This window comes from Actinomadura sp. ATCC 39365 (genome assembly GCF_054392275.1).
In genome coordinates this window covers 9,259,644-9,282,252 of the sequence record NZ_CP184335.1, presented here as the reverse complement: position 1 = coordinate 9,282,252, position 22,609 = coordinate 9,259,644, and the positions used below count along the sequence as shown (strand labels likewise).

The window sequence follows — 22,609 nt, the reverse complement described above, 5'->3', positions numbered from 1 at the left end:
GGGTGCGGGTGGATCAGGCGCGGCGCGGCAGCAGGAAGCCGCCCGCCGCGAGGGCCAGGCCGAGCCCGGCCGCGATGAGGAAGACCAGGCCGTACCCGTCGGCGAGGGCTTCAGGAGACCCGGCGGCGCCCGCGGCCGTGGCGAGGACCGCCAGGCCGATCGACGAGCCCACCTGGCTGGTGGTGTTGGCCAGGCCCCCGACGACGCCCGCCGCGCCTTCGGGCGCCTCGGCGGTCGCCGCGGACATGAGGGTGGGGAAGGTCAGCCCGATGCCGGCCGCGACGAGCAGCGTGGGCCCGAGGACGGCGGGAAGGTAACCGCTGCCGGCCTCGGCCAGGGACAGCCAGCCGAACCCGGCCACGAAGAGCGCGCCGCCGCCGAGCACCAGCGGACGCGCCCCGGCCCGCGGCAGCAGGGCCGCGGACACCCGGGCGACCAGCATGAACGTCACCGCCGCCGGCGTCTGCCCGAGCCCGGCGAGCAGCGCGCTGAAGCCCAGGACGTTCTGCAGGAACAGCGACGTGAAGTACCACATCGCGATGGTGATCCCGCCGAACAGCAGCAGCATGCCGTTCCCGACGGCCACCCCCGGATCAGGAGCAGCCGCAGGGGCAGCATGGGCCGGCCGGCGAAGCGCGCCTCGACCACGACGAAGACGGCGAGCAGCAGCAGCCCGGCGAGCACCGGCACGAGCACCCGTCCGGACGACCAGGCGTGGTCGGCGCTCTGCATGACCCCGTAGACCAGCGCCGCCAGGCCGGCCGTGCCGGTGACCGCGCCGGCCAGGTCGAGCGGCTCGCGCCGCGCGCTCCGCACGGTGACCAGCGCCGAGAGGGCCACGGCGATCAGCAGCGCGCCGACCGGCACGTTGATCAGGAAGACCCAGCGCCACGACAGGCCGGTGGTGATGGCGCCGCCGGCCACCGCGCCGATCATCCCGCCGACGCCGCCCGCGGAGGACCAGGCGCCGAACGCCCTGGCGCGCGCACCCGGCTCGGTGAAGTACGTGTTGATCACGGCCAGCGTGGCCGGGGCCATCATGGCGGCCCCGGCGCCCTGCGCCACGCGGGCCGCGACCAGGACCTCCGCCGCGGTCGCCAGGCCGGCGGCCAGGCTGGCGGCGGAGAACAGCAGCAGTCCGGCGACCAGCGTCCGGCGCGGGCCGAACAGGTCGGCGGCCCGGCCGCCCAGCAGCATGAAGCCGGCGAAGGCGAGCAGGTAGCCGTTCACCACCCAGGCGAGCCCGGTGGGGGTGAAGCCGAGCTCCGCGCGGATCGCGGGGAGGGCGACGTTGACGATGGAGGCGTCCAGGATGACCATGAACTGGCCGGCGCAGGCCAGCGCCAGGACCAGCCAGGACGGGATGGTCCGTGGGGTGGCCCGCCGGGCGGCGGTGCCGATGCTCGTCATGAGTGGTTCCGTTCTTGTCTGATTCGCGTCGCGGACGTGCGGCGTGCGGGCGCCGCGTCAGGGGGCCCTCTTCGCGATCCCGGCTTCGGCGGGCGCTGCCCGGCCGTGTAGGATTTGGTTACGCGGATAACTATTATGCAGATAACTAATTTTCGTCAAGGAGCGATCATGGACTTCGCGCAAGCCGACGCCGTCAACCAGGCGATCCGCCTGCTGAGCCTGCGCCACCGCGCCAGGGCCGCCGCCCTGCTCGCCCCGCTTGGCCTGCATCCCGGGCAGGAGGCGCTGCTGCTCGAACTCGCCCGCACCGGGCCGAGGATCCAGGCGCAGCTCAGCGAGGCGCTGGGATGCGAGCCGCCCAGCGTGACGCTCATGAGCCGCAAGCTGGAGGCCTCCGGCCACATCCGCCGCACGCCGGCGCCGTCCGACAAGCGGGCCAGCGTGGTCGAGCTCACCGACAGCGGCCGGGCGCTGGCCGAGCAGGTCAAGCGGCTCTGGGTCGACCTGGCCGAGGAGACCGTGGCCGGCCTGCCGGCCGAGACGGTGGCCGGGCTGCCCGCCCTGATCAACACCCTCACCGACAACGTGGACAGGCGCCCCGGCCGGCGGCACGGCCCGGCGGAGGCGGCCCGGCGGGCCGGGCAGGCCCCGACCGGCGAGTACGAGCCCAGCGCGTCGGACTGGGTCCGCGAGCACGTCGAGCAGATCATGCGCACCGGCACGACCGACGGCGTCACGATCAAGGACCTGCCCGTCGTGCTGATGACCTACCGGGGCGCGAAGACCGGCAAACTGCGCAGGACGCCGGTCATGCGGGTCGAGCACGAGGGGCGCTACGCGGCCGTCGCGTCCCTGGGCGGCGCCCCGGTCAACCCCCAGTGGTACGCCAGCGTGCTCGCCGAGCCCGTCGTCGAGCTCCAGGACGGCACGGCCACCGGCGTGTACCGGGCGCGCGAGGTGTCGGGGGAGGAGAAGGACGTCTGGTGGCGGCGGGCGGTGGCGGCCTACCCCGACTACGCCGACTACCAGACCAGGACCGAGCGCCGGATCCCGGTCTTCGTCCTCGAACCGCTCACCGGCGAGAGGTGACGACGGCGGCCTGTGGGTAGACGCAGGGGCACGCGCCGGCCCAGGAGGAGGGACACTCGATGATCGAGACGCTCGTCCCGGACAACGTCGCCGTCTCCACCGCGTACGGCGACCCGCCCGGCGTGCGGCTCTTCCCCGAGGAGCGGCACGCCGTCAGGAAGGCGGTCGCCAAACGCCGGCGCGAGTTCGCCACCGTCCGCCACTGCGCTCGCGAGGCGCTGGCGGCCCTCGGCATCCCGCCCGCGCCCATCGTCCCCGGCCGGCGCGGCGCGCCCCGCTGGCCGGCGGGCGCGGTGGGCAGCATGACGCACTGCGCCGGGTTCCGCGCGGCGGCCGTGGCCGACGCCGGCGACGTGCGCAGCATCGGCATCGACGCCGAACCGCACGAACCCCTCCCCGAAGGCGTCTTCCGCATGGTGGCCCGGCCCGAGGAGGCCGCGATGGTGCGCGAGCTGCACGACCTGCGCCCCGGCACCTGCTGGGACCGGCTGCTGTTCAGCGCCAAGGAGTCGGTCTACAAGGCGTGGTTCCCGCTGACCGGCGAGTGGCTGGGGTTCCACGACGGTTCCCTCGCCTTCTCCCTCGACGGCCGCTTCCGCGCCAGGCTGCTGCCGCCGGACGCGCCCCTGGCGGAGTTCGCGGGCCGCTGGACGGCCGCCCCCGGGCTGCTGGCCACGGCGATCGTCGTCCCCCGATAGGGTCAGCCGCGCCGGCCGGGCTCGACGAGCTGCTCGTGCTCGGCCCGGCGCAGGCGTTCCTCGGCGGTGAGCTCGACGCGTCTCATCGCGACGCGCAGGATCGGCGGCGCCATGAGCGAGGTGACGATCGCGACGACGATCACGATCGTGTACATCGCCGTGTCGATGATGCCGATGCGCAGGCCGACCATCGCCACGATCACCTCGATGACGCCGCGCGCGTTCATGCCGGCCCCCAGCGCGAACGCCTCCCACGCGCTCAACCGGCTCAGCAGCGCCCCCAGGTAGGCGCCCAGGAACTTGCCGACGATCGCCACCCCCAGCACGGCCCCGGCCGCCGCCAGCACCTCCGGCCTGGCCAGCAGCGTGAGGTCCATGCGCAGGCCGGCCGTCGCGAAGAACAGGGGAGCGAGCACGCTGAGGACGATCGTGCGCAACGGGGCCAGCCACGCGGCGTCGGCGTGGCCGGACCGCCCGATCAGCGCGCCGCAGACGAACGCGCCCAGGATGGCCTCCAGGCCGAGCGCGTGCGTGCCGGCGGCGGCCAGCAGCACCAGCACCACGGCGACGGCAACGGCCGGGCCCGGCTCGTCCGAGCGGGTGGCGGCCCGCATCGTCCAGCGGACCAGCGGCCGGCCCACCCAGAGCGCGAACGGCACCAGCGCGGCCAGGTAGACCAGCGACAACACGATCTGCCCGGTGCGCACGCCCGTGGTCGCCATGGCCGAGACGACCGAGAGCATGAACCAGCCGAACGCGTCGTCCACCATCCCCGCCGTCAGGCAGAGCTGGCCGACGTCGCGGTGCAGCAGCTTCATGTCCGTCAGCGTCTTGGCGATCACCGGGATGGCGCTGACGCACGTGGCCACGCCCAGGAACAGCGCGAAGACGGTCACGCTGGTGCCCTCGACGAGCAGGGAGGCGGGCAGCAGGAAACCGGCGGCCACGCCGAGCCCCAGCGGCACGACCAGACCGGCGACGCTCACCTTGACGGCCGTCGCGCCGCGCCGGCGGACCAGGCCGAAGTCGAGCTGGATGCCGGTGATGGCGACCAGCAGCAGCACGCCGACCTGGCCCACCGCGTCCAGCAGGTGGAGCTGGGTGAACTTCAGGGCGGGGGCGAGGTGGTTCAGCAGCGACGGGCCGAGCAGCACGCCCACGGTCAGCTCGCCGACGATGGCGGGCATGCGCAGGCGCACGGCCAGCCGGCCGAGCAGGACGGCGAGACCGAGGAGCAGGCCCAGCTGCAGCATGAAGACCAGCAGTTCGTGGGCTCCCAGAGGCATGTCAGGCACATGAGAGGCTAGGCCGATCGGGCCGTCGTCCTGCTGCTCAATATTGAGCCCGCCGGCGACGGGCACCCCGGGGGCCTGCTCAATATTGAGCGGAGGTTCCCGCGCCCGTGGGCGACATTCGGGGCATGACGAAGCCGGCGCAGTATCAGACCACCCTGCCCCCCGACCAGTTGCTGCACTCGGGCAACGCGGGCCTGATCATCCACCGTGTGGGGATGCTGGAGTACGGCATGGCCCGCGAGGGCCGCGACTTCAGCGTGGACCTGCTCGACTACATGAACCGCGCCCAGGCCGGCGTCGCCACGACCTTCTGCTACGAGGAGGTCTTCGGCGTCCGCGAGCGGCTGCACTGGTTCGTGCACATGAAGTCCCCCGAGAAGTACAGCAAGCTCATCGAGATGGTGGACCACGACGAGGCGTTCCAGCAGATCTCGCTCAAGGACCGGCTGCCCAAGAAGGGCGGCGGCAACTGGGAGAAGATGTTCGTCCACGGCAGTCTCCAGGAGACCGTCATGTGCCCGCAGCACGGGTTCACCGACGACGTGCACGACGTGCCCGGCACGTTCGTGCCGCCCGCGACGCACCAGACCACGCAGCGGGAGCAGCTCAACTCGGCGACCGCCGGGGCGATCGTGCTGCGCACCGCCGACGCGCGCTACGAGCTGCGCGAGGAGGGACGGCAGTTCCTCTACGACTGGTCCCGCTACCTCAACGCCAACCTCGAGGGCCGCGCCACCGCCTTCATCTACGAGCAGACGTGGGGCCGGCAGGACCGCCTGCACGCCCTCATCCACCTGCGCGAGCTGGACGACTACCAGGCCGTGCGGGAGCTGGACCGCGGCGAGGGCATGCGCAAGGAGGTCTACGACGTGGAACGGGTCCCGGAACGGCACGGCGGCGGGCAGTGGGACCGGCTGTTCGTGCCGACCAGCATCCACGACGTCCTGATGGTGCCCTAGGCCATGGCTCTCGGGATCGAGGCGATCAACGCTTACGTCGGCAGGGCGTACACGGACGTCCGCGCGCTGTTCGACGCGCGCGGCCTGGACGTCAACCGCTTCGGCAACCTGATGATGGAGCAGCGCTCGGTCAACCTGCCCTGCGAGGACCCGGTCACCAACGCGGTCAACGCCGCCCGGCCGCTGCTGGACGCGCTCACCCCGGAGGAGAAGGACCGGATCGAGCTGCTGGTCGTGGGCACGGAGTCGGGGCTCGACTTCGGCAAGCCGATCAGCACCTACATCCACCACCACCTCGGGCTGAACCCGGCGTGCCGCTCGTTCGAGGTCAAGCACGCCTGCTACGGCGGGACGGCCGCGCTGCAGTGCGCCGCCGCCGTCGTCGGCGCGAGCCCGATCCCCGGCGTGAAGGCGCTGGCCATCGCCACGGACGCGGCCAGCGGCACCGCCAAGTCCACCTACTGGGAGCCCTCCGAGGGCGCCGGTGCGGTGGCGATGCTGGTCGGCGAGGACGCGCGGGTGCTGCGGCTCGACCCGGGCGCCAGCGGCTACCACACCTTCGAGGTGATGGACACGGCCCGGCCGCGCCACGACACCGACGCGGTCGATCCCGACCTGTCGCTGCTGGCCTACATGCGCTGCGCCGAGGAGTGCTTCGCGGCCTACGGGCGGCGGGTGGCCGGCGCCGACATCGTGGACACCTTCGACTACCTGGCGCTGCACACGCCGTTCGCCGGGATGGTGAAGGGCGCGCACCGGATGTTGCTGCGCAAGCTCAAGGGCATGGGGGCGGCGGAGATCGAGGCCGACTTCGCGGCGCGGGTCGCGCCGTCCCTGGCCTACGGCGTGCGGGTGGGCAACACCTACTCGGCCGCGCTCTACCTGGCGCTGTGCTCGCTCATCGACCACGGCGCGTTCGACGCGCCGAGGCGGGCGGGGCTGTTCTCGTACGGGTCGGGCTGCGCGTCGGAGTTCTACAGCGGCGTGATCCCGGCACAGGGGCGCAGCGGCATCGGCCGGGCGCTGGACGAGCGGCGCGAGATCGGCGTCGCGGAGCTGGACGCGCTGACCGAGCTGAGCGCCGACCGCGCCTTCGGCGTGCGGGACGCGGTGCTGGACCCCAAACCGTACGGCGACCTGTACGAGGACGCCTTCGGCGGTCGCGGCCTGCTGGTGCTGGACCGCATCGCGGACTTCCACCGGGAGTACAGATGGAGCTGACCTCGGCGACCCTGCGGCACCGGCTGCGCAGCCGCACGATCGACGACCGCGCCATCGACGAGCTGGGCGCCGCCCTGGACGAGGCCGAGCGCGCGCCCGGCTGCCGCATCCTGCTGCTGGAGGGCGGCGACGGCGTCTTCTGCACCGGCATGGACCTGGAGGAGGCGGCCGGCAGTGACGTCGCCGACGGCGGCCGGGCGTTCTACGGCCTGCTGCGCCGCTTCACCGAGACGCCCGTGACGGTGGTGGCCCGGGTGGACGGCCGGGTGGCCGGCGGCGGCGTCGGCCTGGCCGCGGCCAGCGACTTCGTCTTCGCCAGCGAGCGCAGCACCTTCAGCCTGCCCGAGGCGCTGTGGGGGCTGCTGCCGTGCTGCGTGCTGCCGTTCCTGATCCGGCGCACGGGCTTCCAGAAGGCGTACGCGATGACGCTGAGCACCCAGCCGGTGAGCGCCGCGGAGGCCGCCGCCTTCCACCTGGTGGACGAGGTGTCGGACGACCCGGAGGCGCTCGTGCGGCGGCTGGCCTACCGGCTCACCAAGCTGGACCGGTCGATCGTCACGGACATGAAGCGCTACTTCCGCGAGCTGTGGATCCTGTCGGACGAGACCGAGCAGGTGGCGGTCAAGGAGTTCGGCCGGCTCATGTCCAGCCCCGAGGTGCGCCGCAGGCTCGTCGACTACGCGACCGAGAAGAGATTCCCCTGGGAACGCTAGAGAGGAACGCGCCTGATGTCCGTCGTGTGGGTTTTCCCCGGGCAGGGGTCGCAGCGCAAGGGCATGGGCGCGGGCGTCCTGGAGCGGTACCCCGACCTGTGCGCCCGCGCCGACGAGATCCTCGGCTACTCCGTCGCCGAGCTGTGCGACGACCCCAAGCGGCTGCGTGAGACCCGCTACGTGCAGCCCGCCCTGTTCACGGTCAACGCGCTGAGCTTCCTCGCCCGGCAGGACGAGGGCGGCCGGCCCGACTACCTGGCCGGGCACAGCCTGGGCGAGTACGCGGCGCTGTTCGCGGCCGGCTGCTTCGACTTCGAGACCGCGCTCGGCCTGGTCAAGCGGCGCGGCGAGCTGATGTCCGAGGCGGGCGGCGGCGCCATGGCGGCGGTGCTCGGCGCCGACCCGGAACGGCTGGAGGAGCTGCTGGCGGGCACCGGCGTCGACATCGCCAACTACAACTCCCCGGAACAGGTCGTCCTGGCCGGGCCCAAGGACGAGCTGGACGCGCTCAGCCGCGGCGGCCCCGGCAAGTGGGTGCCGCTGAGCGTGAGCGTGCCCTCGCACTCGCGCTACATGGAACCGGCCGCCGACGCCTTCGCCGAGGTGCTGGACGGCGTCCGCATCGAGGAGCCGCGGGTGCCCGTCATCTCCAACGTGACCGGACGCCCGTACCGGGCCGGCGAGGCGGCCGAGCTGCTGCGCCGCCAGATCTGCAACCCGGTGCGGTGGGTGGACGGCCTGCGCTACCTGATGGACCAGGGCGTGTCCGAGCTGGCGGAGATCGGCCCCGGCGACGTGCTCACCAAGCTGTGGACGGTCACCCGCCGCCACCCGCCCGAGCCCCCTGCCGTCCGGGAACCGGCCGAGACGCCCGCCGTCCGGGAGCCGGTCGAGGCGCCCGCTGTCCGGGAGGCCGGGATCGTGCTCGGCTCGGCCGAGTTCCGCGCCGACTACCGCGTCCGCCACGCCTACCTGGCCGGGTCGATGTTCAAGGGCATCGCCTCGCCCGAGCTCGTGATCAGGATGGGCCGGGCCGGGCTGATGGGCTTCCTCGGCGCCGGCGGCCTCACCCTGGACCAGATCGCCGACGCGCTGGACACCGTCCAGTCCGCCCTCGGCCCGGACGGCGCCTACGGCGTGAACCTGCTCTACGGCTTCGACGAGGAGGGCCTGGAGCGCGAGACGGTCGACCTGCTGCTCCGCCGCGACGTGCGGTACGTCGAGGCCGCCGCCTACCCGCACATCACCGCGCCCCTCGTCCGCTACCGCTGCAGCGGCGCGCACCGCGACCCGGCCGGGCGGCCGGTCGCCGTCCGGCACGTGGTGGCCAAGGTCTCCAGGCCCGAGGTCGCCGCCGCCTTCATGCGGCCCGCCCCGCAGGCCGTCCTGGACCGGCTCGTCCGGGAGGGGGCGCTGACCGCGGCCGAGGCGGAGGTCGCCGCGGAGCTGCCGGTCAGCGCGGACGTCTGCGTCGAGGCCGACTCGGCCGGGCACACCGACGGGCGCTCGCCGTACGCGCTGATGCCGGCGATCCTGCGGCTGCGCGACGAGGAGATGGCCGCCCACGGCTACGCCCGGCGCATCAGGGTCGGCGCGTCCGGCGGCATCGGCGCCCCGGAGGCGGCCGCCGCCGCGTTCGTGCTCGGCGCCGACTTCATCGTCACCGGCAGCGTCAACCAGTGCACTCCTGAGGCCGGGACGTCCGACGCCGTCAAGGACCTGCTCGCCGGGCTCGACGTGCAGGACACCGCCTACGCCCCGGCCGGCGACATGTTCGAGATGGGAGCGCAGGTGCAGGTCGCCAGGAAGGGCACGCTGTTCCCGGCCCGCGCCAACAAGCTCTACCAGCTCTACCGCCAGTACGGCTCGCTGGAGGAGATCGACGAGCGGACCAGGCGGACGATCCAGGACAAGTTCTTCCGCCGCTCCTTCGAGGAGGTGTGGGAGGAGACGCGGGCGTTCCTGGCCGCGCGCCGGCCGGCCGAGCTGGCCCGCGCCGAGCGCGACCCCAAGCACCGGATGGCGCTCGTCTTCCGCTGGTACTTCGTGCACACGATCAGGCTGGCGCTGCGCGGCGAGGCCGGGCGGCAGGTGGACTACCAGGTCCACTGCGGGCCGGCGATGGGCGCGTTCAACCGGTGGGTGGCGGGCACGGAGCTGGCCGACTGGCGGGCCAGGCACGTGGACGTCATCGCCGACCGGCTGATGGAGGCCGCCGCCGGGCTGCTCGAAGCCCGGCTGCGCGACCTGTCCAAGGACGGTTAGACGTTGAGCAGATGGCGGTTCAGGTCCTCCTGGACCGCCGTCAGCACCTCGGGCCGCGGGCCCTTGAGGTAGAAGTGGTCGCCGCCGAACACGCGCAGCGTGAAACCGCCGCCGGTGGCGTCGGCCCAGGCGCTGATCTCGTCCGGGTCGACCTCCGGGTCGGCGTCGCCGGTCAGCGCCGAGATCGGGCAGTCAGGACGCGGGCCGGGCAGCGGCGTGTACGACTCGTTCAGCTCGAAGTCGGCGCGCAGGCCCGGCAGGAACACCTCCAGCAGGCTGCGCTGGTCCATCACCTCCGACGGCGTGCCGTTCAGCTTGCCCATCTCGCTCAGCAGCTCGTCCTCCGACAGGTCGCTGAAGCGGCGGCGGCGGGTCGGCAGGTGCGGCGCGCGGCGTCCGGACACGAACAGCACCGCGGGCGGGAAGCGGCGGGCCGTCTCCCAGGCCACCACGGCCCCCATGCTGTGTCCGAACAGCGCGAACGGCCGGTCGGTGTACGGCTCGATGGCCTCCGACAGCGGCCCCACGAGCTGCTCCATGCGGTTGTAGGGCCGCTCGCGCAGGCGTGACTCGCGCCCCGGCAGCACCACCGGGCAGACGTCGACGTCCGGCGACAAGTGGTCGTCCCATTTGCGGAACAGCGCCGACCCGCCTCCCGCGTGCGCGAAGCAGAACAGTCTGATGCGGGCGTCGGGTCTGGGCTCGCCGCCCGCTATCCAGGAACCAGGCATGGTCAGAAAGCTACGGCCGATCGCCTTGCGCTGCCTGCTCAGTCTTGAGCAGGCAGCGCGCGCCGTCCTCACTAGCGTCGCAGTGAGGGAGGAGGCCCATGGAGCACGACGAGCGCGTGACGGAGACGGTCATCCGCCTGCTGGCCGAGGTGCTGCCCGGCGGTGCGGAGCTGACCCCCGACGCTTCACTCAAGGACAGCGGACTCGACTCGATCTCCGCGGTACGGGTGTGGTTCGAGATCCAGCGGGAGTTCTCGCTGGACTTCCCCGTCGAGCGGCTGGGCGGCTGCGCCACGCCGGCCGAGCTGGCCGCGCGGATCGCCGAGCTGGCCGGGACGGCGGAGCACGACACCCCCGCGACCGGGGCGGCGATCAGCCCGGCCCCCGGCGAGCGGCACGAGCCGTTCCCCCTGACGCCCCTGCAACAGGCGTACGTCATGGGCGCGGACGAGGACGCCACCCCCGACCCGGTCGGCTGCCAGGTGTACCGCGAGTTCGAGGTGCCCGGCGTGGACCCCGCCCGCCTGCGCGCGGCCTGGCAACGCGTCGTCGACCACCACGACGCCCTGCGCCCGGAGCTGGGCGAGGACGGCACCCAGCGGATCCTGGAGCGGGCCCCCTCCTGGGACCTGCCGGTGGACGAGCCCGGCGCCCGCGAACGCCTCGCGCACCGGCGTTACGAGCCCGGCGTCTGGCCGCCGTTCGCCGTCGAGGTCACCACGCCCGGGACCGTGCACTTCGGCATCGACGCGAGCGTGACCGACGGCCGCGGGCTCGACGTGCTGCTGCGCGACTGGTGGCGCTGTTACCGCGACCCCGGCCACGTGCTGGAGGACAGCGACCTGTCCGTCCGCGACTGCCTGCTGGCGCTGGACGCCCAGCGGCGCGGCCCCCGCCACCAGGAGGACCTGGACTACTGGCGGGAACGCCTGGCCGACCTGCCGCCCGGCCCCGCCGCCGGCGTGCCGGACGGGTCGCCGCGCTCCGCGCTGACCGGTTCGCTGACCGCCGCCCAGTGGGGCGCCCTGCGCACCAGGGCCGCCGAGCTGGACGTCTCGCCGACCGCCCTGGTGCTGACCCTGTTCGCCGAGACGGTCGGCAGGGGGGAGGACTGCTCCCTGGCCGTGACCACGACCGGCCGGGCCTGGCTGCCGCGTGAGGTGGACGAGGTGGTCGGGCCGTTCACCGGCACCGCCGTGTTCGCCGCCGAGAGCACGCTCGGCGAGCCGCTCCCGGAGGCGGTCCAGGAGGTGCACCGGCGGCTGTGGCGAGACCTCGGCCACGCGGGCGTCCCCGGCGTGACCGTCATGCGGGAGCTGCGCGAGCGCACGGCGCTGCCCGTCGTCTTCACCAGCCTGCTGGACGCCCGGCCCGACGAGGCCGTGCCGCCGGTGACGTACGCGCTGAGCCAGACCTCCGGCGTCGCGCTCGACCACCAGATGTGGGAGCACGACGGCGAGCTGCGGGTGCGCTGGGACCTGGTGCCCGGGTGCTTCGAGCCCGGCGAGCCGGAGACCCTGTTCGCCCGCTTCACCAACGCGCTGCGCGCCCTGGCCGCCGACACCGGCGAGGAGGAGATCCGGCCGCTCAACGAGCTGCAGAAGGCGTACTACGTGGCCCGCGCGGGCGGCGCGCACCCGTACGACGGCTGCCAGGTCCACCACAGCTTCCACGTCCGCGACCTGGACCGGGACCGGCTCGAACGGGCCTGGCTGCGCCTGGTGGCCGCGCACGACGCGCTGCGCTCGGAGGTCACCCACGACGGGACGCTGCGGGTCAGGCCGCACGCGCCGGAGAACTGGAGCATCCCCGAGACCCCCGGCGTCGAGGCCGGGGAGATGGCCGGGCGGGCGTTCCCGCTGGGCCGCTGGCCGCACTGGGAGCTGCGGGTCAGCGGCGAGACGGTGCACGCGGCCGTCGACCTCGCCGTGCTGGACGGCCGGAGCATCCACATCGTGCTGCGCGAGCTGTTCAGGCTGTACGCCGACCCGTCCGCCGAGCCGCGGCCGGCCGCCGAGGCCCCGGGCGCCCTTGAGCGCCCGCACGAAGGGGGCTACTGGGACGAGCGGTTCCGCGACCTGCCGCCGGGGCCCGAAGTGGCCACCACGCCGGCGCGCCGCGTCCGGCTGAGCGGCAGCGTCGCCGCGGTGTCCGACGAGACCGTCTTCGCCGCCCTGGCCGGCGCGCTGCGCGCGCGCTTCGCCGATCCGTTCAGCGTGTCCGTGGTGCGCTGGACCGCCGAGTCCGAGCCGCGGCGCCCCGGCGAGCACACCGCCCTGAGCTGGGTCACCGACGAGGAGTCCTACCCGGACCGGATCGCCGCCGACGCCGCCAACGGCGCCCTGACCGGCCTGGCCACGCTGCGCGGCCACGTCATGAAGGAACGCCGCCGCCGCGCCTACGCCTTCCCCGTCGTCTACACCAGCACCCTCGACCTGACCGAGCACCCCCTGCCGGACGGCGTCGAGGCCGGGCCCTGGATGACCTACACCCCGGACGTCGCGCTCGACTGCATCGTCATCAGGGAGGGCGACCGGCTGCACTACCACTGGGACGCGCTGGAGCCGGAGTTCCCCGACCTCGCCGAGCTGTTCGCGGCCTTCGAGGACCGGCTGCGCCCCGCGCACCGGCTGTTCGAGCGGCAGGCCGCCGCCGATCCCGACGCGGTCGCGCTGCGGCACGCCGGCGGCACCATGACCTACGGGGAGCTGAACCGGCGCGCCAACGCCGTCGCCTGGCGGCTGAAGGAGCTGGACGTGGGGCCGGGGACGGTGGTCGCCGTGCGCCTGTGCCGCGGTCCCGACATGGTGGCCGCCGTCCTCGGGATACACAAGGCGGGCGGCGCCTACCTGCCGGTGGAGCCGTCCCTGCCCGACGAGCGGGCCGCCGTCATGCTGGACGACGCCGCAGCCGGGATCGTGCTCACCTGCGCCGAGACGCCCGGCTGGGCCGTGCCCGAGGGCGTGCGCGCCGTCGAGCTGGACGCCGGCGGCGACGACCGCGGCGACCCGCCCCTCGCCGGCACCGTGGACGACCTCGCGTACGTGATCTTCACCTCGGGCAGCACCGGCAAGCCCAAGGGCGTCGAGGTCAGCCACCGGCCGCTGCTCAACCTGCTCGACTGGTGCTACCGCACCTTCGACTTCGACGCCTCCGACGTCGGGCTCTGCGTCACCTCGCTCGGCTTCGACCTGTCGGTGTTCGACATCTTCGGCCTGCTCGGCCGGGGCGCCTCGCTCTACATCGCCGACGAGGGCCAGCAGCGCGACCCCGAGCTGCTGCTGGACGTGCTCATCGACGAGCCGATCACGTTCTGGAACTCCGCGCCCACCACGCTCAACCAGCTCGCCCCGCTGCTCGCCGAGCGGCAGGGCGAGGAGGGCACCGGCGACCTGCGGCTGGTCTTCCTCAGCGGCGACTACACGCCGCTGCCGCTGCCGGACGCCGTGCGCGCGACCTTCCCGCGGGCGCGGGTGGTCAGCCTGGGCGGCGCCACCGAGGCCACCGTCTGGTCGAACTGGTTCGAGGTGGGCGAGGTCGACCCGTCGTGGCGGAGCATCCCGTACGGGCGGCCGATCGACGACGCCGTCTACTACATCCTCGACGAGGACCGGCGGCCCTGCCCGGAAGGCGAGGAGGGCGACCTGTTCATCGGCGGCAGGTGCCTGAGCCTCGGCTACCGCAACCAGCCCGAGCTGACCGCCGAGCGGTTCGTGCCGGACCCGTTCGCGGGCGGGCGCATGTACCTGACCGGCGACCGGGCCGCGCTGCTGCCCGACGGGAACATCACGTTCCTCGGGCGGGCCGACAACCAGGTGAAGATCCGCGGGTTCCGGGTGGAGCTGGGCGAGATCGAGCACCGGCTGCGGCAGCATCCGGGTGTGCGGGACGTCGTCGTCCTGGCCCGCGACGACCGGTCGGGGGAGCGGAAGCTGGTCGCGTACGTGATGGCCGAGGGCGCGGAGCCGGACGTCGGGGAACTGCGGGCGCACGCGGCCGGGACGTTGCCGGCGTACATGGTGCCCAACCACGTGGCGTTCGTCAGCACGTTCCCGGCCACCTCCAACGGCAAGCTGGACCGGGACGCCCTCCCGTGGCCGCTCGCCGACCGCGCCCCCGAGCCCGAGCCGGAGCCGGAGCCCGAGCCCGAGGTGGCGGGACAGACGGTGACGGAGATCGCCGAGCTGTTCGCCGAGCTGATCGGGGTCGAGGAGGTCGATCCCGGCCAGGACCTCTGGGACCAGGGCGTCACCTCCTTCACCATGGTCCAGGTCTCCAAGGCGCTGCGGAAGCGGTACGGCAGGCGCGTGCCGGTGGCGCTGCTGCTGGAGAACCCGACCGTCACCGGCATCGCCACCGTCGTCGGCGCCCCCACCGACAAGCCCGCGACGAACAAGCCCGCGACGAAGAAGCCCTCCACGGACAAACCCGCCGCGGAGAAGCCCACCGCGGAGAAGCCTTCCGCGGACCAGCCCGTCGAGCAGCCCGCGCGGGCCGACGTCGAGGCGGACGGGCCGGGGGAGGTCGACTTCTTCTCGCCCGAGGACCGGGAGGCGTTCAAGGCGGGCCAGTGGAACCTGCGTCCGCTGGAGCCGGACGCCAGCCTCATCCGCCTCGACCGCCTGGACGTGCCCGAGGAGCACTTCGCCTGGCGGGCCAGCGTGCGCGACTTCGCGCCCGGCTCGCTGCCGTACCGGTCGCTGTGCCGGCTGCTCGGGCTGCTGCGCGAACGGCGGCTCGGCGACCGCGCGCGCCACCTGTACCCGTCGGCCGGGGACACCTACGCCGTGCAGGCGTACCTGCACGTCACCAAGGGCGCGATCGGCGGCGTCGCCGAGGGGATCTACTACTACAACCCGGTCGAGCACGCCCTCCAGCTCGTGAACGGCCGCCCCGAGCTCGACCGTACGGCCCACTTCGTCTACAACCGCGACCTGTACGACCGCGCCGGCTTCAGCCTCTACCTCATCGGCCAGACCAAGGGCATCGAACCCCTGTACGGCGAGCAGAGCCTGCGCTACCTGACCCTGGAGGCGGGCTACCTCGGCCAGCTCCTGATGACCGGCCAGGCGGCCTGCGGCATCGGGCTCTGTCCCATCGGCGAGGTCGCCTTCGACCAGGTGCGCGACCAGTTCGACCTGGACGACGGCCACCGCTTCCTCCAGGCGTTCCTGGGCGGCCCCGCCGAGTACGCGACCGGCGACGCCGCCCCCGTGTTCGCCACTCCCGTGCTCTCCACACCCGAGACGGAACCGGCCCTCCGCACCGAGCCCGTCCGGCGCGAGGAGCCGACGCCCGAGGAGCGGCCGGCCGGGCTCGCCGTGATCGGCATGGCCGGCCGCTACCCCGGCGCCGACGACCTGGACGGCTTCTGGCGCAACCTCAGCACCGGCACCCGCAGCCTGGGCCCGAGCCCCAGGGGCGAGCGTCCCGGCGGCTACCTGGAGCACATCGACCGCTTCGACAGCCTGCTCTTCCACATCTCGCCGAAGGAGGCCGCGACGCTCGACCCGCAGCTCCGGCTCCTGCTGCACAGCGTCTGGGAGTGCCTGGAGCACGCCGGTCACACCCCCGGCTCGCTGCACGCGACCGCCCCCAGGGTGGGCGTCTTCGTCGGCTCGATGTGGCACGACTACCAGCACGCGGGGGCCGCCGCCTGGCGCGCGGGCGGCCCGGCCGTGGTCTCGGCGACCGCGTCCGACATGGTCAACCGCGTCTCGTACTTCTTCGGCTTCACCGGGCCGAGCATCGCCGTGGACACGTCGTGCTCGTCCACGCTGACCGCCCTGCACCTGGCCGCCCAGGCCATTCGTACGGGCGACTGCGACGCGGCCGTGGTCGCGGGCGTCAACCTGCTCGCCGACCCCTACCACGCCGGGCTGCTGGCCGGGCTGGGCCTGCTGGCCGAGGAGGCCGGCGCCGCCGCCTTCGACGCCGACCGGCCCGGCTGGACGGTCGGCGAGGGTGTCGGCTCCTTCCTGCTGCGGCCCGTCGCGGACGCCGTCCGGGCGGGGGACGCCGTCCACGGCGTGGTCGAGGCCACCTGGGTCGCGCACACCGGGCGTACCGGGCGGTTCACCGCGCCGAGCGCCGGCGCCATGGCGGCGTCCATGCGCCGTGCCCTTGAGCGGGCCGGCGCCGGGCCCGGCGACGTCTCCTACGTCGAGTGCGCGGCGGCCGGGGCGGCCCTGGCCGACGCGGCCGAGGCCGAGGCGCTGGCCGAGGTCTTCGGCGAGCGGTCCGAGCCCGTCGCGGCGGGCACGCTCAAGCCGAACATCGGCCATCTCGAAGCCGCGTCCGGCGCCTCCCAGCTCGCCAAGGTGCTGCTGCAGCTGCGGCACGGACGGCTGGCGCCCACTCTCCTCGCCGAGCCGCCCACCGACGCGGTCGCCGTGCCGGAGCAGCCGGAGCCGTGGACCGGCGAGCGGCGGGCGCTGATCAACGCCTTCGGGGCGACCGGCACGCACGCCCACGCCGTCGTCCGGGCGCCCCGTCCCGAGGAGACCCCGGGCAGCGCGGCCGAGGACGGCCGGGAACACGCCGTCCTGGTCTCCGCCGCGACCCGGGAGCGGCTGGTGACCGCCGCCCGCCGCCTGGCCGAGACCGGGGAGCGGGACGTGCGCCGGATCGCCTACACCACCCAGACCGGGCGTGCCGCCCTCGCGCACCGGCTCGCCGTCGTCTGCCGTGACGCGGCCGGGCTGCGGGAGGGGCTGGAGGCGTTCGCGGCGGGCAGGACGCACCCGTCCGTGCTCGCCGGGCGCTCCGGCGGGGGCGCCGGCCCAGCGGGCACGGAGGCCGAGGCGGCGGCCGCCTGGGTGGCCGGGCAGGACGTCGACTGGGCACGGTTCTGGCCGGAGCCGCCCGGACGCGTCGCGCTGCCCGCCTACCCGTTCGAGGCCGAGCCGTACTGGATCGAACGGGCGGAGCCGGTCGCGGCCCAGGCCGCCGCCGGGGACATGGAGGACTACCTCAAGGGCGTCTACGCCGAGGTCTCTGGCATCGACGCCGACCGGCTGGGGACGCGGGTGCCGCTGGAGCAGTACGGGCTGACGTCGTCCCAGATCGTCGAGCTCAACGCGCGGCTGGAGCGGGACCTGGGCGAGCGGTCGCGCACGCTCTTCTTCGAGCACAAGGACCTGGCCGGGGTCGCCGCCGCGCTGTCCGCCAGAACCCCCGCCCCGCCCCCGACGGACCGGCCGGATCGGACCGATCGGACCGAACCGCGGACCGAACCGCGGACCGACGGGCCGGACGGTTCCGGCGACGGTGCCGACGACGGCGCGATCGCCGTCATCGGGATCGCCGGGCGCTACCCCGACGCCCCCGACCTGGGCACGTTCTGGGAGAACCTGGCCGCCGGGCGGCACTCGCTCTCCCGCGTCCCCGCCGACAGGACCCGCGACGGCTGGCCCGTGGACCTCATGTGGGGCGGCTTCCTCGACGGCGTCACCGACTTCGACCCGCTGCTGTTCGGCATCACCCCGCGCGACGCGGCCCTCATGGACCCGCAGGAGCGCGTCTTCCTGGAGGTCGCCTGGGAGGCCCTGGAGGACGCGGGCTACCCGCGCACCCGCCTGCGCGACCGGCACGGCTCGAACGTCGCCGTCTACGCGGGCGTGATGTACAACGAGTACCCCTTCTTCGGCGTCGAGCAGAGCCTGCGCGGCACGCCCCAGGACACCGGCGCGACCCTCGGCGGCGTGGCCAACCGCGTCTCCTACCACCTGGACCTCAAGGGGCCCAGCATGTCGGTCGACACGATGTGCTCGTCGTCGCTGGCCGCGCTGCACCTCGCGGTCCGGTCGCTGCGCCAGGGGGAGTGCGAGCTGGCGATCGCCGGCGGCGTCAACCTCAACCTGCACCCGAACAAGTTCGTCCAGCACGCCCGCATGCGGCTCACCGCCGGCGACCGGCGCTGCCACAGCTTCGGGGCGGGCGGCGACGGCTTCGTGCCCGCCGAGGGCGCCGGGGTCGTCCTGCTCAAGCCGCTGTCCAGGGCCGAGGCGGACGGCGACCGCATCCACGCCGTGATCAGGGGCACCGCCGTCGTGCACTCGGGCCGGACGAACGGCTGGGTGGTGCCGAGCCCCGTCGAGGAGGGCGAGCTCGTCGCCCGCGCGCTCGCCGACGCGGGCGTGGACCCCGCCGGCATCGGCTACCTGGAGTGCCACGGCGCGGGCACCGCGCTCGGCGACCCCATCGAGATCAACGCCCTCATGCGGGTGTTCGGGCCGGCGGGGGCCGCGCCGGGCAGCATCCCGATCGGGTCGGTCAAGTCCAACCTCGGGCACGTCGAGTCGGGCGCCGGCATCGCCGGGCTCACCAAGATCGTGCTCCAGCTCCGGCACCGGCGGCTCGTGCCCTCCCTGCACGCCGACGAACTCAACCCGGACATCGCCTGGGACGAGATCCCCTTCCGGGTGCAGCGCGAGGCGGCCGACTGGCCCGAGGGGCCCGGCGGCGCGCCCCGGCGGGCGGGCCTCAGCTCGTTCGGCGCCGGCGGGACGATCGCGCACGCGGTGATCGAGGAGGCCCCGCCCGCCACTCCCGCCACTCCCGACGCCGGACCGCAGCTGATCGTGCTGTCGGCCCACGACGAGCGGCGGCTGCGCGCCATGGCGGGCCGGCTGGCCGGTCACCTGCGCGCGACGCCCGAGAACCTCGCCGACGTCGCCCACACCCTCCGGACCGGACGCGAACCGCTGCGCGAACGGCTCGCCCTGGTCGTCGCGGACGTGGCGGAGCTGTGCGAACGGCTGGAGCGGTTCGCCCGGTCGGAGCCCGCCGACGTGCTGCGCGGCCGGACACGTCCCGGCGCCCCGCCATCCGGGCGGCCCGGCGACCAGCTGTCCGGACGTCCCGGCGACCTGCTGGAGCTGGGACGGCACTGGGTGGACGGCGGCCACGTGGACCGGACGCCGCCGCCGGGCGCGCGGCTGGTGGGGCTGCCGTCGTACCCGTTCGACCGGATGCGGTGCTGGCCGTTCGAACCCGCCTCCGGCGACCGGGAACCGGCCGCCCCCGAGACGCCGCTCTTCGAACGGACCTGGGCGCCGTCCGGGCAGCCCGCCCACGACCCCGGGACGCTCGGCGACGGGACCGTGGTGTGCCTGTTCGACGCCGCCTCCGAGGAGCTGGCGCGCTCGCTCGGCGACCAGGTCGTGCCCGTACGAGTGGGCGACCCCGTCCCCGAGGAGTTCACCGGCTGGATCGACCTGCGCGACCTGGGCGAGGCCGACCCGGGGGGCGAGCTGGACCGGCTCGCCGTCCTGCGGGACGCCCTGGCCCGGCGCCGCCCGCTCCGGATCCTGCACGTCACCAGCGGCCTGCTGGACCTCGACGGCGCCTCGCCGAGCCTGGCGGGGGCGCGGCTGGCGGGGTTCGTGCGGATGCTCGCCGCCGAGTACCCGGCGGTCACGGCCACGGTGCTGGACAGCGACCGGCCCACGGCCGCGCAGATCCGCGCCGAGTGGGCGGCCGCGGAGCCGTACGGGGAGGTCTGCTACCGCGACGGCGAGCGGTTCCGTCCTGATCTGCGGGAGTTGTCCGCGCCGTACGCCGAGCCGGAGCTCGATCCCACGGCCGTCTACGTCGTGAGCGGCGGCACCAGAGGGCTGGGCGCGCTGGTGGCCCGCCACCTGGCCGATCGCGGCGCGCGCCGGCTCGCCCTGCTCGGCGTGCGCCCGCTGCCGCCGCGCGAGCAGTGGGACGGCTCCGGCGAGGAGGCCGTCGCCACCGTCCTCGACCTGGAACGCGCGGGCGCCCGGGTGGTCGTGCACACCGGGCCGCCGTCCGGGGTGGCCGCCTTCCTGGACGGCGTGCGGCGCGAGCTGGGCCCGATCGGCGGCGTCGTCCACTGCGCGGGACGCTCCAGCCAGGGCCGTCCGTCGCTGGCCCACAAGTCCGAGGACGACCTGCGGGCCGTGCTCGCGCCCAAGGCCGACCTGCTGGAGGCGCTGGACGAGGCGTGCGCCGGGGACCGTCCGGCCTTCTTCGTCACCTTCTCCTCCGTGTGCGCCGCCGTGCCCGCGCTGGCCGCCGGGGTGGCCGACTACGCGGCCGCCAACGCCTTCCTCGACTACTGCACCGGGGTCAGGCGGCGGTCCGGGCGGACCGAGTTCCGGTCGGTCGACTGGCCGCAGTGGCGGGAGTCCGGCGGGGCGCGCGGGAAGCCCAACGTCGGCGAGGCCGTCGGTCTGGCGTCCCTCGGCGACCGGGACGGGCTGCGGGTGCTGGACCGGGTGATCGGGCTGCCGCGCGGCGCGACCGTGCTGCCGTGCCCGCCGTCCGGCGCGTCCGTGGACGTCCCGGCGCTGATCCGGCTCCCCGAACGGGCGGACCACCAGCCGGCCCCCGCCGGCCCGGCCCCCACCAGTCCGGCCCCCGCCCGCCCGGCTCCCGAGCAGGCGCGGGCCGACGGGCCCGACTGGCTGGCCGTGCTGTTCTCCGAGACGATCGGCATCCCCGTGGACGCGCTGGACCCGACGGCGGAGTTCGGGGACCTCGGCGTCGAGTCGGTGATGCTGGCCGAGCTGGTGCAGCGCATCGAGGAACGACTCGGGGAGAGCCTGGAACCGTCGCTGCTGCTGGACTACCCCACGCTGGAGCAACTCCGCGACCGCCTGGGCCACCCCGAACCGGCCACCGACCATGTGGCCGCCCCCGAGCAGACCGCCGGTCATCCGGCCGTCCCCGAGCCGGGCGCGCGGGGGGAGGGCCGGGAGACCGCGCAGGTCGGCGCCCCCGAGCCCGCCCTCCCGGGGGCCACCGAGGATCGCAGGATCGCGATCATCGGCATGGCCTGCCGGTTCCCCGGCGCACCCGACGTGGCCGCGTTCTGGCGGAACCTCACCGAGGGCCGGTGCGACGTGCGCGAGGTGCCCGCCTCCCGCTGGGACCACCGCGAGCTGTACTCGCCCGAACCCGCGCTCGGCCGCAGCATCAGCAAGTGGGGCGGCTTCGTCGACGGCATCGAGGACTTCGACAACGACTACTTCGACCTGGGCGAGGACGAGGCCCGCGCCCTCGACCCGGCCATCCGCATGTTCCTGGAGTGCTGCGCGGCCTGCCTGGCCGACGCCGGATACGACCCCGCCGAGCTGCGCGGACGCCGGGCCGGCGTGTTCGCGGGGGCCCGCATGTCCGACTACGGGCGCCGGGTCGGCGTCCGGCCGGGCGGGCTGGCCTCCGACCAGAACTTCATCGCGGCCAGGGTCGCCCACCACTTCGACCTGCGCGGCCCCAACCTCGTCGTGGACAGCGCCTGCTCCTCCTCGCTGGTCGGCGTGCAGCTCGCCGCGCAGAGCCTGCTCGCCGGGGAGGCCGAGGTCGCCCTGGCGGGCGGGGTGGAGGTGCTCCTGGACGAGAACGACTACCTCCAGCTCAGCGCGGCCAAGGCGCTGTCGCCCACTGGACGGTGTCACACGTTCGACGAGCGCGCCGACGGGTTCGTGCCGGGGGAGGGGTGCGGGGTCGTCCTGCTCAAGCCGCTGCGCGCGGCGCTGGCCGACGGCGACCGGGTGCACGCGGTCATCGAGGCGGTCGCGGTGAACAACGACGGCCGCACCATGGGCGTCACCACGCCCAACCCCGAGGCCCAGGCGGACGTGGTCCGCCGGGCCCTGGCGGCGGCCGGCCGCACGCCTGCGGAGATCGGCCTGATCGAGGCGCACGGCACCGGCACGCTCATCGGCGACCCCATCGAGCTGCGCGCCCTGACGCGGGTGTTCGCCGAGGGCGGCGGCGACCCGGGGACGTGCGCGATCGGCAGCGTGAAGAGCAACATCGGCCACACGCTCAGCGCGGCCGGGATCGCCGGGTTGATCAAGGCGGCGCTGGCCGTCGAGCACGGGCGGATCCCGCCGACGTTGTCCTGCGAGCGGCCCAACCCGCGCTTCGACTTCGCCGCCTCGCCCTTCGAACCCGCCACCGAGCCGCGGGACTGGCCCTCGCCCAGGGTCGCGGGCGTGAGCTCGTTCGGGCTCGGCGGCACCAACGCGCACCTCGTGCTGAGCGAGCCGGACCCGCGGACGCGCGTGCGTCCGGAACGCGAGCCCGCCCCCGCGCCGGTCTTCCGGCGCAGGCGACTGTGGCTGGAGCGCGACCCTGCCCCGGCCCGCGACCCGGCTCCGGCCGGCGCCTCCGGCCCCGGTCCCGATCCCGGCCCGCCGGACGACGCCAGCTCGCTGCTCGACCTGAACATCACCACGGGGAGGCGCTGACTCC

Annotated in this window: 11 protein-coding genes; 7 read left to right on the top strand and 4 right to left on the bottom strand. The window is 74.4% G+C overall.

Annotation, left to right across the window (positions count from 1 at the left end; genetic code table 11):
* Window positions 1-13: 13 nt before the first annotated feature.
* Together ACNF49_RS44605 and ACNF49_RS44600 are read right to left on the bottom strand one after the other, a co-directional pair.
* Window positions 14-535, bottom strand: coding sequence for an MFS transporter (locus tag ACNF49_RS44605; RefSeq protein ID WP_482941510.1), 522 nt, complete (start codon window positions 533-535; stop codon window positions 14-16).
* Window positions 448-1,410: an MFS transporter gene (locus ACNF49_RS44600; RefSeq protein WP_482941509.1), complete on the bottom strand. Its 963-nt coding sequence runs from the start codon at window positions 1,408-1,410 to the stop codon at window positions 448-450. Before ACNF49_RS44600 ends, ACNF49_RS44605 begins: the two co-directional genes overlap by 88 nt.
* A gap of 168 nt (window positions 1,411-1,578) precedes the next feature.
* Here ACNF49_RS44600 and ACNF49_RS44595 point away from each other — a divergent pair, with 168 nt between their 5' ends.
* Both ACNF49_RS44595 and ACNF49_RS44590 read left to right on the top strand, forming a co-directional pair.
* Window positions 1,579-2,499, top strand: coding sequence for a nitroreductase/quinone reductase family protein (locus ACNF49_RS44595; RefSeq protein WP_482941508.1), 921 nt, complete (start codon window positions 1,579-1,581; stop codon window positions 2,497-2,499).
* A gap of 59 nt (window positions 2,500-2,558) precedes the next feature.
* The gene (locus ACNF49_RS44590; protein ID WP_482941507.1) at window positions 2,559-3,197 is read left to right on the top strand and encodes a 4'-phosphopantetheinyl transferase family protein; all 639 of its coding nucleotides are present in this window, start codon (window positions 2,559-2,561) and stop codon (window positions 3,195-3,197) included.
* A 2-nt stretch (window positions 3,198-3,199) separates the two neighbouring features.
* Here the strand turns inward: ACNF49_RS44590 and ACNF49_RS44585 are convergent, their stop codons facing one another.
* Window positions 3,200-4,483: a cation:proton antiporter gene (locus tag ACNF49_RS44585; protein ID WP_482941506.1), complete on the bottom strand. Its 1,284-nt coding sequence runs from the start codon at window positions 4,481-4,483 to the stop codon at window positions 3,200-3,202.
* Window positions 4,484-4,617: 134 nt separating this feature from the next.
* Between ACNF49_RS44585 and ACNF49_RS44580 the strand changes: the two genes are divergently transcribed.
* Genes ACNF49_RS44580 through fabD form a run of 4 tightly spaced genes read left to right on the top strand, consistent with a single transcriptional unit; the run spans window position 4,618 to window position 9,650 of the window.
* On the top strand, window positions 4,618-5,451 hold the full coding sequence (locus tag ACNF49_RS44580; protein ID WP_482941505.1) for a DUF6039 family protein: 834 nt from the start codon (window positions 4,618-4,620) through the stop codon (window positions 5,449-5,451).
* Window positions 5,452-5,454: 3 nt separating this feature from the next.
* On the top strand, window positions 5,455-6,672 hold the full coding sequence (locus ACNF49_RS44575; RefSeq protein WP_357978824.1) for a hydroxymethylglutaryl-CoA synthase family protein: 1,218 nt from the start codon (window positions 5,455-5,457) through the stop codon (window positions 6,670-6,672).
* Window positions 6,663-7,385 carry an enoyl-CoA hydratase-related protein gene (locus tag ACNF49_RS44570; protein ID WP_358298259.1) on the top strand — a complete coding sequence of 241 codons (723 nt, stop codon included), beginning with the start codon at window positions 6,663-6,665 and terminating at the stop codon, window positions 7,383-7,385. The genes ACNF49_RS44575 and ACNF49_RS44570 overlap by 10 nt, the downstream gene beginning before the upstream one ends.
* 15 nt (window positions 7,386-7,400) lie before the next feature.
* Window positions 7,401-9,650: an ACP S-malonyltransferase gene (gene fabD, locus ACNF49_RS44565; protein ID WP_482941504.1), complete on the top strand. Its 2,250-nt coding sequence runs from the start codon at window positions 7,401-7,403 to the stop codon at window positions 9,648-9,650.
* Here the strand turns inward: fabD and ACNF49_RS44560 are convergent.
* The gene (locus tag ACNF49_RS44560) at window positions 9,647-10,381 is read right to left on the bottom strand and encodes a thioesterase II family protein (protein ID WP_357994903.1); all 735 of its coding nucleotides are present in this window, start codon (window positions 10,379-10,381) and stop codon (window positions 9,647-9,649) included. The genes fabD and ACNF49_RS44560 overlap by 4 nt on opposite strands.
* Before the next feature lie 98 nt (window positions 10,382-10,479).
* Between ACNF49_RS44560 and ACNF49_RS44555 the strand changes: the two genes are divergently transcribed.
* Complete coding sequence (locus ACNF49_RS44555) at window positions 10,480-22,605, top strand: amino acid adenylation domain-containing protein (RefSeq protein ID WP_482941503.1); 12,126 nt, start codon at window positions 10,480-10,482, stop codon at window positions 22,603-22,605.
* Window positions 22,606-22,609 lie beyond the last annotated feature (4 nt).

What these genes read in the sequence shown, in the direction of transcription:
- ACNF49_RS44600 (WP_482941509.1), bottom strand. Translation starts at nt 1,410, where the DNA reads ATGACGAGCATCGGCACCGCCGCCCGGCGGGCCACCCCACGGACCATC.
- ACNF49_RS44555 (WP_482941503.1), top strand. Translation starts at nt 10,480, where the DNA reads ATGGAGCACGACGAGCGCGTGACGGAGACGGTCATCCGCCTGCTGGCC.
- ACNF49_RS44605 (WP_482941510.1), bottom strand. Translation starts at nt 535, where the DNA reads ATGTGGTACTTCACGTCGCTGTTCCTGCAGAACGTCCTGGGCTTCAGC.
- ACNF49_RS44560 (WP_357994903.1), bottom strand. Translation starts at nt 10,381, where the DNA reads ATGCCTGGTTCCTGGATAGCGGGCGGCGAGCCCAGACCCGACGCCCGC.
- ACNF49_RS44575 (WP_357978824.1), top strand. Translation starts at nt 5,455, where the DNA reads ATGGCTCTCGGGATCGAGGCGATCAACGCTTACGTCGGCAGGGCGTAC.
- ACNF49_RS44585 (WP_482941506.1), bottom strand. Translation starts at nt 4,483, where the DNA reads ATGCCTCTGGGAGCCCACGAACTGCTGGTCTTCATGCTGCAGCTGGGC.
- ACNF49_RS44570 (WP_358298259.1), top strand. Translation starts at nt 6,663, where the DNA reads ATGGAGCTGACCTCGGCGACCCTGCGGCACCGGCTGCGCAGCCGCACG.
- ACNF49_RS44590 (WP_482941507.1), top strand. Translation starts at nt 2,559, where the DNA reads ATGATCGAGACGCTCGTCCCGGACAACGTCGCCGTCTCCACCGCGTAC.
- ACNF49_RS44595 (WP_482941508.1), top strand. Translation starts at nt 1,579, where the DNA reads ATGGACTTCGCGCAAGCCGACGCCGTCAACCAGGCGATCCGCCTGCTG.
- ACNF49_RS44580 (WP_482941505.1), top strand. Translation starts at nt 4,618, where the DNA reads ATGACGAAGCCGGCGCAGTATCAGACCACCCTGCCCCCCGACCAGTTG.
- fabD (WP_482941504.1), top strand. Translation starts at nt 7,401, where the DNA reads ATGTCCGTCGTGTGGGTTTTCCCCGGGCAGGGGTCGCAGCGCAAGGGC.